Origin of the sequence: Streptomyces sp. NPDC093225 (genome assembly GCF_044753805.1) — a bacterium.
GTDB lineage: Bacteria > Actinomycetota > Actinomycetes > Streptomycetales > Streptomycetaceae > Streptomyces.
On record NZ_JBIVNX010000010.1, the window covers coordinates 62147 to 72147 of the forward strand.

The following is a 10001-nucleotide window of genomic DNA, read 5'->3' on the forward strand; positions in this document are numbered from 1 at the left end:
GGTGGCCGTGTCGGGGTGGGGCGGTGTCGGGGTGGGTGCCCGGTGTCGGGGCGGGCCGGCTTCGGGGTGGGTCCCGTGGTGTGTGGGTCCCCTCGACGCTTGACTGTCCATGGCCTGCAGGCCCTGCGGCAGGCCCACCCCTGGGGCTTCGGGGCTTCGCCCTGGCCTTCGGCCACCCCAGGCCCGGGCCTGCCTCCGGACCAGCCTGCCATGGACAGTCAAGCGCCTCCCCCACACACCACGCGACCCACGGGCGTCGCGATCGTGGGCCGGTGCTGCTCCGGGCGGTGCCGCTCCGGGCGGTGCTGCACCTGACGGTCGTAGCCCCTCGCCGGATCAAGAGGCGAAACGGCCGAACCTGCCCTTGTGGAACAGCAGCGGCTCGCCCTCCTGGGCGGCGCCCATGGCCTCCACGCGGCCCACGACGATGAGGTGGTCGCCGCCGGTGTGCACGGCGTGGACGCGGCAGTCGATCCAGGCCGGTACGTCCGCCAGCTGGGGCGACCCCGTCACGGGGGCCGGGCCGTGCGCGACGCCGGCGAACTTGTCGGCGCCGCTGACGGCGAAGGACCGGCAGAGGTCGCCCTGTTCGGCGCCGAGGATGTTCACGCAGAACACCCCGGCCCGGGCGATGCGGGGCCACGTGGTCGACGTACGGCCCACCATGAACGTCACCAGCGGCGGGTCGAGGGAGAGCGAGGCGAAGGACTGGCAGGCGAAGCCGGCCGGGCCGTCCTCCTCGCCGGCCGCCGCGGGGGCGGTGATGACCGTGACCCCGCTGGCGAAGTTGCCGAGTACCGACCGGAATTCGGCGCTGCCGATGGGCGCGCGCTCGTCGTCCCCGACGGCGCGCAGCTCGGGGCGCGGATGGGGGTCGACGGGGGTCGGCGCGGCGGTGGGTGCGCCCGTGGTCCTGAGGTATCGGATGACGGTGGCCGCCATCCCTGCGTGTCCCATCATGGCTCGATTGAACCTGACGGTTCGTCAGATGGGAAGGGTGGTGGGGGCGCGACCGGGGCGTCTACCGGTCGGGTGAGGGGTGGGGCGGCGCGTGCGGGCTTGTCGATCAGCATGCCGTCCGAGGTCCGTGCCCGGATCAGGGAGTACGCCGCCGCGGCGGGTCTCGACGTGTAGGGCGGGTCTTCGCGCCCTTCGAAGGGGCCCGCGCCGATGCCGAGGCGCAGGCCGCCCCGGAGCCGTGGCCCGGTGACGAGATCGAGCTGACCGCCGAGGAACAGTCCGAAGTGGAGGCGATCCTCGGCCGGACGCGCCCTGGCGGGGCCGCCGCGTGAGGGTGGTCGTCTACGACACCGGCATGCTGATCGGCCTGGTGGGCAAGGAGCGACGGGCGCAGGCGCTCCACAAGGGGTTCGTCGCCGCCGGTGCCCACCCGCCCGTCGTGCCCGGGCCGGCGCTGGCCCAGGCGTACCGGACGAGTCCCAGCACCGCCTACCTGTGGAAGCGGCTCCTGGCGGACTCGTTCGTCTTCCCCGCACCGCGCACACCCCCGGACGAGCGGGTGCCGCTCCACTGCCTGCCGTGTTCGGCGGGATTCGGCACCGGCGACTGGCAGCTGCTCGGCGACGTGATCGGATCGGCGGCGCTCCCGCAGAAGAAGCGCGCCGATCCCGTGGACGCGCTCGCCGTCCTGATCGCGGCCAAGCACGGTGGGGGCAGCGTTCTCACGTCGGACCGCGGTGACATCGAGGCCTATGCCGCCGCCCTCCCGGGCTGCGACGTCACCGCCGTCCCGGTCTGAGGGGCGCGGGCGGTCTTCGACGGGATCTTCGCGGAGGTCGGTCCGGGCACCGCGGACGCCGACGACGCGGCCGGGCCGTGTGGTGGCCCGGGCCGCGTCATCGAGGTCCGAGCGCGGCCGTCGTCACAGGCCCCGGTACTTGGGGGTGCGGCGTTCCACGAAGCTGGCGACGCCCTCGGTGGCGTCGGCGGTGGACATGTTCAGCTCCTGGGCCACCGCCTCGGCGGCCAGCGCGGTCGCGCGGTCGGTGTCCAGGGAGGCGTTGACCAGGGCCTTGGTCAGGGCCAGGGCCCGGGTCGGGCCCTGCGCGAGCCGTTCGGCCCAGGTGCGGGCCAGGCCCGTCAGGTCGGCGTCGGGGACCACCCGGTTCACCAGGCCGAGCCGCAGCGCGTCGGCGGCCGGCAGCGCGTCGCCGAAGAACATCAGCTCCTTCGCCCGCTGCGGGCCCACCAGCCGGGGCAGCAGGTACGCCCCGGCCCCGTCCGGCACCAACCCGCGGCGCACGAACACCTCGATGAACTTCGCCGACTCGGCCGCCAGCACCAGGTCGCAGGCGAGGGCGAGGTGCGCCCCGATGCCGGCCGCCGTGCCGTTGACGGCCGCGATCACCGGCTTCTCGCAGTCCATCACGGCCGTGACGAAGCGCTGCGCACCCTGCCGGATCAGCCGGGCGACGTCTCCGACGACCCGGTCGCCGGTGGCCGTGGGTCCGCCGCGCAGGTCGGCGCCCGCGCAGAAGCCCTTGCCGGTGGCGGTCACCACGACGGCGCGGACGGAGGGGTCGGCCGACGCCTCGGCGAGCAGCGCCATGATCCGTTCGCGCTGGTCCCAGGTGAGGGCGTTGAGGGCGGCCGGGCGGTTGAGGGTGATCCACGAGACGCCGTTCTCCAGGCGGTGGAGGACGTCGTCCGGCGGCTCGGCCGCCGGTCGTGCTTCCGCCGCGCGGTGGGCCTCCGGCTCGGGCTGTGCTCCGGTGGCGGTGGCGCCGGCCGCCCCGGCGGTCTCCGTCGGCCCCGGTGCGTTGCCGTCCCGTACGTCGTCCATGGTGGCCTCCGGCCTCCTCATCGGCAGATCGCGAGCGCGTCCAGGGCCACCGCGCCCTGGCCCCGCGGGAGCACCATCAAGGGGTTGATGTCCAGCTCCGACAGTTCGCCGCCCAGCTCCAGCGCCATGCGCTGGACCCGCAGCACCACCTCCACCAGCGCGTCCACGTCCGCCGGCGGGGCCCCGCGCACGCCCTCCAGCAGGGCGTGCCCGCGCAGTTCGCGCAGCATCGCGCGGGCCTGCTGCTCGCCGAACGGCGGCACCCGCACCGCCGCGTCCTGGAGCACCTCCACCAGCACCCCGCCCAGCCCCACGGTCACCGTCGGGCCGAACAGCGGGTCCTGGGTGACCCCCACGACCATCTCCACGCCCCGTTCCACCATCTGGCAGACCAGGATCCCGTCCAGCGGGACGCCCTCGTAGCGCGCGATGTCCGTCAGCTCCCGGTACGCGTCCCGGATCTGGCTCGCGGAGGTCAGCCCGACCTTCACCAGGCCGAGCTCCGTCTTGTGGGCCAGCTGCGGCCCGGAGGCCTTCATGACCACCGGGTATCCGACCAGCCCCGCGGCCCGGACCGCGGCGGCCGCGCTGGTCACCAGCTGCTCGCGCGGCACCCGGATCCCGTACGCCCGCAGCAGCTGCTTGGCCGCGTGCTCGCTGAGCTGCTGCCCGGGCCGCATCAGCCCCTGCGCCTTGCGGTACGAGGGGGAGGGGGTGCGGGGCGCGTCCTCGAACGGCGAGCGGTACCCGGCCGTGAAGCGGTGGTGGTCGAGGTGGGCCTTGACCGCGGTGATGCAGTTGCCGAACGTGCGGAACGTCGCCACCCGCGAGGAGCCGAGCAGGGTCGTGCGGTACGCGTCCTCGGTCCCGACCGGCGACCCCCACACCACGCAGACCAGTTTGTCGGTCTCCTCGGCCGCGTCGACGAGGTCCTGCGCGAGCTTGTCGCTCATGGGCGGGAACGGTCCGGTGATCGGGCAGATCAGCACGCCCACCGACGGGTCGGCGAGGATCGCGTCGATGATCTTCCGGCCGCGCCAGTCGCCGACCGGGTGGCCGCCGTTGTCGACGGGGTTCGCGACGTTGAGGTACTCCGGTATCCACTGGTGGAGTTCGTCCTGCTTGGCCTGCGGGAGGGTGGGCAGGGACAGGCCCGCCCGGGTGGCCAGGTCGGAGAAGTGCGCGCCCGTCCCGCCGGAGATGGAGTACACGACGACCCCGTCCGCCCGCGGCGGCCGGGCCCGCGCGAGCAGCGCGGCGGTGTCCTGCAGCTCGTCCAGCCCGTCGACCCGGATCACCCCGAACTGCCGCATCGCCGCGTCCACGACGGTGTCCGCCCCCGTCAGCTTGCCGGTGTGCGAGGCGGCCATGCGGGCGCCGGTCTCGGTCCGGCCGACCTTGACGGCCACGACCGGTACGCCGTTGCGGGCGGCGCGGTCGGCGGCGAGCAGGAACGAGCGGCCGTCCTTGAGGCCCTCGACGTAGCAGGCGATCGCGCCGACCTCGGGGCGCTCGGCGAAGTACGAGATGAAGTCGGCGGTCTCCAGGTCGGCCTCGTTGCCGGTCGGGGCCCAGTGGGAGAGCCGGATGCCGAGCTCCTGGAGGGTGTGGACGGGCCGGCCCTGGTGGCCGGACTGGGTGATGAGCGCGATCGCGGGCCCGTCGAGGTCGTCCCGGAAGCGCTCGAAGGCGTTGAGGTTGGTGTTGGGGCCGAGCAGGCGCAGCCCCGAGCGCTGCACGGCGGCCGCGAGCCGCTCCTGGGCCTCGGCGCCCGCGTCGCCGGTCTCGGCGAACCCGGAGGCGAAGGCGACCGCGAACTTCACCTTGGCCTCGGCCAGCTCCTCGATCACCGGCAGCGGGTCCGCGACCAGCAGCACGGCCAGGTCGACCTGTTCGGGTAGGTCGACCACCGAGGCCACGCAGGGCAGGCCGAAGACGGTCGTGCGGGTGGGGTGGACCGGGTGCAGGCGCGCGCCCACCCGCTCGGCCCAGGCGAGCAGCTGTCGTGTGATGCCGGTGTTGGGTCTGCCTTCGGCGTCGGACGCGCCGACGACGGCCACCGACGCGGGCCGGAAGAACCGGTCCAGGTCGGGCACGTCGGCGTGCAGCGGGCGCCCGCTGACGTCCAGGTCCGCGGCCGCGCCGGCGGGAGCCGGGGCCGTGGAATGGACGGCCTGGCGGGGGGTTTCCCCGCAGGCCTCGACACGGGCGCGGAAGTCGGTGGTGAAGGTGCCGTGAGTAGATCCAAGCATCGTTCCGCCCGCTCCTGCTCGATGACGCTCCAAGGACTGACGCCGTACGGCTGCATGCGGCCGCGCCCTGCCGGCCGAACGGGCAGGAGGCGCGGTCGCAATTACTGACGTGTAGTCAGATTACTGTCAGATTACTGAACTGACGAGCAGTCAGGAACAGGATTGTCGCAGGCGGCTCGGGCGGGCCCTCGACGGACGGCCGCGCTACGCGGGGTCGGCCGCGCCCGGGCGGGCCTCGCCGGGGGTCGCCGTACGGGCCGCGGGCGCCTCGGCCGGCCGGGCGTCGGATCCGGCCGCCGTGCGCGACCGGGTCTTGGCCGCGGCCCGGGGGCGGGCCTTCGCCGCCGCCCGGTCGCGGGCCCGCTCCGCCTTGCGGGCCCGCGCCCGCTCCCGGGCGACGGTGCGGGCGATCCGCTCCGCGTCCAGGGCCAGCTCGCGGAACATGCCGCTGATCGGGTTCGTGTAGCCCGTGAAGTACAGCCCCGGCGCCGCCGCGTCGCCGGCCGGCTGCGGCCCGTGGGCCCGCGGTCGGCCCCGCTCGTCCAGCACGCCCAGGTGTCCGACCAGGTCCTCCAGCCCGCGCCGGTACCCGGTGGCCGCGACCACCGCGTCCGGGGTGATCCGGCTGCCGTCCGCCAGCACCACCTCGGCGCCGTCGAAGGACTCCACCGCCGCCACCGGTACGACCTTCCCGGCGCGCACCGCGTCGATCAGGCCGACGTCCTGCACCGGGATCGCGCCCTCCCGGACCCGGCTGTACAGGCCGGTCTCCGGGCGCGGCAGCCCGTGCTCCGTCAGGTCGGGCACCGAGACCTTCGCGACCCAGGCCCCGAGCCGGTCCACGAGCCGCACCGGCAGCCGGCGGACCAGGACGCCGGTGCGCTGGGCGGGCCAGCCCAGGGTGGAGCGGCGCACGATGTGGGGCGCGGTGCGCACCGCCAGCCGCACCCGCGCCGCGCCGCCCTCGACCAGGTCGACGGCTATCTCGGCGCCGGTGTTGCCGGTGCCGACGACGAGCACGTCGAGGCCCGCGTACGGCTCGGCGTTGCGGTACTCGCCCGCGTGCCGGAGGGTGCCGGTGAAGGTCCCGCGGCCCGGCCAGTCCGGCAGGTGCGGGGTGTGGTTGAAGCCGGTGGCGACCACCACGGCGGTGGCGGAGAGTTCCCGCCCGCCGGTGCCGTGCAGCACCCAGCCGGGTCCGTCGGGCCCGTCCGGCGCCGGGTCGACCCGGGTCACCTCGACGCCGGTGATCAGCTCCAGGTCGTGGTGCTCGGCGTACCCCTCCAGGTACCGGACGACGTCGTCGCGGCCCACCCAGCGCCCGAACCGGCGGGGTATCGCGAGGCCCGGGAGGGCCGACAGGCGGCGGGTGGTGTGCAGGTGCAGCCGGTCGTAGTGGCGGCGCCAGGAGGCCCCGACCTCCCCGGACTTCTCGACCACCACCGCCCGGACCCCGCGGGCGCGCAGCGCCGCGGCGGCGGCCAGGCCGCCGGGGCCGGCGCCGATGACGTAGACGGGGCGGGGCTCGGTGCAGTCGCCGAGGTCGGCGGGGTCGGCGTTTTCCAGCATGGGCCGTGAGCGTATCGGCACGCAGCGTTGATGGGTCTCGGTCAAGCCGGGAATCGGTTGCGAATCGATCACGGGGCGGGCCGTGGGGGCGGTCGAGGGCGGTCGAGGGTGCGGGCGCGGGTGTGCGAGGTCGTGTCGGGGGGCTTGTGCGGCGGCCTCCGGATCCGCTGAACTGACGTACCGTCAGATCGGTGGGGTGCGGGAGCGCGAGGGAGGTGGTGGGCCGGTGCGGAGCGTCGTGCTGAGCGGGGCGGAGTGGGTCGCCGTCCTGCGGATGGGCCTCGGCCTGTGGTGGCTGGAGAGCTGGCGGCACAAGGACAAGAAGGGCTGGTTCGAGCGCGGCACGGGCATCGCCTGGGCCGCGGACGTCGCGGGGAAGCACCGCTGGCCGTTCGTGCGGACCGGTTTCGCGCAGGTCGTGCAGCCGCGGCCCCGGCTGATGGCGTACGTCGTGGTGTACGCCGAGCTGGCCATCGGCCTCGGCCTGGTGGTGGGCCTGCTGACGCCGGTCGCGCTGGTGGGCGGGCTGCTGCTGAACCTGCTCTACCTGGTGCTGATGATCCACGACTGGGCCGAGCAGGGGCAGAACGCGATGATGGCGCTGATCTCGGTGGTCGCGCTGGTCGCGATGAGCTGGCAGGTGTGGTCGGCGGACCGGGCGATGGGACTGTTCCTTTGAGTGCCTCCACGAGCGCCGCGGGCGCTTCCGCGGGTACGTCCCCGAGCACTGCGGGCGGTACGCCCCCGGCCGGCGCGCCCCTGACCGGCGCGGCCCCGGCCACTGCGGGCGGTTCCGTCGCCGCGTCCCCGGGACCCGTCGTGCGGGCCGCCGGGCCGCGGTTCGACCTGCCGGAGGTGGACGCCTTCACGCGGCCGTGGTGGGAGGCCGCCGGGGCGGGGCGGCTGCTGCTGCGCCGGTGCGGGGGGTGCGGGCGGGCCCACCACTACCCGCGCGAGTTCTGCCCGTACTGCTGGAGCGAGGAGACGGGGTGGGAGGAGGCGAGCGGTCGCGCGACGCTCTACACGTGGTCCGTCGTGCACCGCAACGACCTGCCGCCCTTCGGGGGCCGGGTGCCCTACGTCGCCGCCGTCGTGGACCTCGAGGAGGGGCCGCGGATGATGACCGAGGTCGTCGAGTGCCCCGGGGCGGAGCTGCGGATCGGGATGCCCCTGGAGGTGGCGTTCCGGCGCGAGGGCGAGGGCGAGGGCGGGGGGCCGGCCGTCCCGGTGTTCCGGCCCTGCGCAGGACGGGCAGCAGGCCCGGCGCAGGGGTCCGTGGCCTGACGGGGCGCGGCCGGGGGTCCGGCGAACTGCCGGGCCCGGCCCGGCCCGGACGCGAGCCCGACGTCCCTGGGGCCTGTCTCTTGGATCAGGCCCTTAGGGCCAGAGCAGTTCGCGGACCCAGGTGGCCGCGTCGGCGGGGTCGCGGCGGTAGCGGAGGCGGACGTGGCGGCGTTCGGGGTCGCCCTGGAAGAACTCGACCTCGCGCGGCCGCAGTACGTACAGCGTCCAGGTCGGCGCCGGTGCGTCCGGCTCCCGCCCGGCCCGCTCCCACGCCTCCGACGAGGCCGCCACCAGCTCCTCGCGGGAGCCCAGCACCTCGCTCTGGTGGCCCGTCAGCGCGGCCGCGAGCGCGCCCCGCGAGCGTACGGCCAGGTCGGCGCGGCTCTCCTGGGGCGTGGCGGTGTGCACCGCGCCCCGCACCCGGACCTGGCGGCCGACCGCGGGCCAGTAGAACCCGAGCGCGGCCTCGGGGCGGGCGGCCAGCTGGCGGCCCTTCGCGCTGCCCGAGTGCGAGGCGAAGTGCCAGCCCTGCTCGTCCGCCTCGTGCAGCATCACGGTGCGGACGTCCGGCCGCCCGTCGGGGTCCGCGGTCGCGAGGGCCATGGTGTGCGGCTCGGTCTGGCCGGCCTTGGCCGCGTGCGCGAACCAGTCCCGGAACAGCGGCAGCGGGGCCCCGGGGGCGGAGCCCGGGTCGAACGAGGGCAGGTCGGTGTCCCAGACGCGCAGGGCGTGCAGGACTGCGTGGAAGTCCTCGGGCGTGGTCGTCATGGGGCCATCGAACCAGAGCGCCGGTGGAGTGAGACGGTTGAACAGGCGCCGGAGCGTCTGAAGCATGTCTTCCGCGCCAAGGTCCCGGTGTGATGGGGACATGGAAAACAAGGTCTCGTTCTCACTGGTCCTCGCCTCCGCCCTGGCCGCCGGGCTCGTCGCCGGAGTCTTCTACGCCTTCTCCACCGGTGTGATGCGCGCGCTGTCCGCGCTCTCGCCCAAGGAGGGGATCACCGCGATGCAGTCGATCAACGTCGCGGTGATCAACCCGGCCTTCCTGGGCGCGTTCATGGGCGCCGCCGCCCTCGCGCTCGCCTCGGGGATCTACGCCGTCACCCACTGGAAGACGCCGGGGGCGGGCTGGATGCTCGCGGGGGCGCTGTTGTACCTCATCGGCTCGTTCCTGTGGACGATGGGCTTCCACATCCCGCGCAACGACGCGCTGGCCGCGCTGGACCCGGCCGCGCCGGGCAGCGTGCAGCCCTGGCTGGACTACGTCCGCGTGTGGACGGCGGGCAACCACGTCCGGGCCCTCGCCTCGCTGGCCTCCTCGGCCTGCTTCATCGTGGCGCTGGTGAGCCGGCGGGCGGGCTGACGGGCGGGAGCCCGGCCAGGCGCAGTTCCACGTACGCGACGGTGTCGCCGGGCAGGACGTACCGGTCGAACTCCACGAAGCCCCGGGCACCGGCGAACCGCAGGCCCTCCGGGTTCGAGGCCAGGACCACGGTCTCGACGGCCTCGGCGCCCAGCTCCCGGGCCGTGGCCAGGGCCCGGGCGTAGAGCTCGGTGCCGAAGCCCCGGCCGCGGTGGGCGGGGAGCACCCGCGCGATGACCGTGGCGGTGGGCCGGGCCGGCGGAGCGAGGCCGTCCGCCGCGGCGGCCGCAGCGACGGCGGCCGGCGGCCGGACGGTGGTACAGCCCACGGCCACGTCCCCCAGGTACGCCACCTCGAGGTGGTGGCGCGCGGCCCGGTCCCGGACCTGGTCGAGGGAGAGGGCGTCCGGGGGGACGATCTCGTTGTGGACGTACCGCCAGTGCTCCAGGGCGGTGTCCCCGGTCGGTGTGGTGATGCGCAGCCCGCTCATCCCCGCACCCAATCCGGCCGGGCTGGCACAGGTCAACCGCCTTTTCCCGGCGGCCAATCCGCTACCGGAGCCGCGTTCGCGAAACGCGCGAGCGCCGCCCTGTCGAAGCCCATCGGCAACACGGCTGCACGAACGCGCGGGAGTCGGCCGTCCCGTGGTGTGTGGGGGAGGCCCTTGAGGCGGCAGGGCCTGCAGGCCCTGCCGGGTCAAGCGCCGAGGGGACCCACACGCCACGGGACG

At 75.0% G+C, this 10001-nt stretch carries 10 protein-coding genes; 4 read left to right on the top strand and 6 right to left on the bottom strand.

The annotated features are described in order from the left end of the window. Positions 1 to 336: 336 nt before the first annotated feature. Positions 337 to 960, bottom strand: coding sequence for a flavin reductase family protein (locus ACIQCH_RS12000; protein ID WP_402580530.1), 624 nt, complete (start codon positions 958 to 960; stop codon positions 337 to 339). A 328-nt stretch (positions 961 to 1288) separates the two neighbouring features. On the opposite strand from ACIQCH_RS12000, the gene ACIQCH_RS12005 reads away from it, so the two are divergent. Further along, positions 1289 to 1759, top strand: coding sequence for a hypothetical protein (locus ACIQCH_RS12005; protein ID WP_402580531.1), 471 nt, complete (start codon positions 1289 to 1291; stop codon positions 1757 to 1759). A gap of 123 nt (positions 1760 to 1882) precedes the next feature. Here ACIQCH_RS12005 and ACIQCH_RS12010 read toward each other — a convergent pair whose 3' ends face one another. The 3 genes from ACIQCH_RS12010 to ACIQCH_RS12020 form a co-directional block, all read right to left on the bottom strand. Further along, entirely contained in the window at positions 1883 to 2803 is a 921-nt protein-coding gene (locus tag ACIQCH_RS12010; protein ID WP_402580532.1) for an enoyl-CoA hydratase/isomerase family protein, read from the bottom strand. Positions 2804 to 2820: 17 nt separating this feature from the next. Next, entirely contained in the window at positions 2821 to 5055 is a 2235-nt protein-coding gene (locus ACIQCH_RS12015; RefSeq protein WP_402580533.1) for an acetate--CoA ligase family protein, read from the bottom strand. Between the two features lie 204 nt (positions 5056 to 5259). Continuing rightward, entirely contained in the window at positions 5260 to 6624 is a 1365-nt protein-coding gene (locus tag ACIQCH_RS12020) for a flavin-containing monooxygenase (protein ID WP_402580534.1), read from the bottom strand. A 274-nt stretch (positions 6625 to 6898) separates the two neighbouring features. On the opposite strand from ACIQCH_RS12020, the gene ACIQCH_RS12025 reads away from it, so the two are divergent. After that, a complete protein-coding gene (locus ACIQCH_RS12025; RefSeq protein ID WP_402580640.1) occupies positions 6899 to 7303 on the top strand; it encodes a DoxX family membrane protein in 405 nt (134 codons plus the stop codon). 140 nt (positions 7304 to 7443) lie between these two features. Next, positions 7444 to 7908, top strand: a complete 465-nt coding sequence (locus tag ACIQCH_RS12030; protein WP_402580641.1) for a Zn-ribbon domain-containing OB-fold protein — start codon at positions 7444 to 7446, stop codon at positions 7906 to 7908. Positions 7909 to 8001: 93 nt separating this feature from the next. Here the strand turns inward: ACIQCH_RS12030 and ACIQCH_RS12035 are convergent, their stop codons facing one another. Next, positions 8002 to 8676: a pyridoxal 5'-phosphate synthase gene (locus ACIQCH_RS12035; RefSeq protein ID WP_402580535.1), complete on the bottom strand. Its 675-nt coding sequence runs from the start codon at positions 8674 to 8676 to the stop codon at positions 8002 to 8004. Positions 8677 to 8776: 100 nt separating this feature from the next. On the opposite strand from ACIQCH_RS12035, the gene ACIQCH_RS12040 reads away from it, so the two are divergent. Next, complete coding sequence (locus ACIQCH_RS12040) at positions 8777 to 9271, top strand: DUF1772 domain-containing protein (protein ID WP_402580536.1); 495 nt, start codon at positions 8777 to 8779, stop codon at positions 9269 to 9271. On the opposite strand, the gene ACIQCH_RS12045 is transcribed toward ACIQCH_RS12040, so the two are convergent. After that, the gene (locus ACIQCH_RS12045; RefSeq protein ID WP_402580537.1) at positions 9237 to 9761 is read right to left on the bottom strand and encodes a GNAT family N-acetyltransferase; all 525 of its coding nucleotides are present in this window, start codon (positions 9759 to 9761) and stop codon (positions 9237 to 9239) included. The genes ACIQCH_RS12040 and ACIQCH_RS12045 overlap by 35 nt on opposite strands. Positions 9762 to 10001: the final 240 nt, after the last annotated feature.

Excerpts from the sequence above, each read along its gene's own strand:
- ACIQCH_RS12000 (WP_402580530.1), bottom strand. The coding sequence starts at position 960 with ATGATGGGACACGCAGGGATGGCGGCCACCGTCATCCGATACCTCAGG.
- ACIQCH_RS12010 (WP_402580532.1), bottom strand. The coding sequence starts at position 2,803 with ATGGACGACGTACGGGACGGCAACGCACCGGGGCCGACGGAGACCGCC.
- ACIQCH_RS12015 (WP_402580533.1), bottom strand. The coding sequence starts at position 5,055 with ATGCTTGGATCTACTCACGGCACCTTCACCACCGACTTCCGCGCCCGT.
- ACIQCH_RS12020 (WP_402580534.1), bottom strand. The coding sequence starts at position 6,624 with ATGCTGGAAAACGCCGACCCCGCCGACCTCGGCGACTGCACCGAGCCC.
- ACIQCH_RS12025 (WP_402580640.1), top strand. The coding sequence starts at position 6,899 with ATGGGCCTCGGCCTGTGGTGGCTGGAGAGCTGGCGGCACAAGGACAAG.
- ACIQCH_RS12035 (WP_402580535.1), bottom strand. The coding sequence starts at position 8,676 with ATGACGACCACGCCCGAGGACTTCCACGCAGTCCTGCACGCCCTGCGC.
- ACIQCH_RS12040 (WP_402580536.1), top strand. The coding sequence starts at position 8,777 with ATGGAAAACAAGGTCTCGTTCTCACTGGTCCTCGCCTCCGCCCTGGCC.
- ACIQCH_RS12045 (WP_402580537.1), bottom strand. The coding sequence starts at position 9,761 with ATGAGCGGGCTGCGCATCACCACACCGACCGGGGACACCGCCCTGGAG.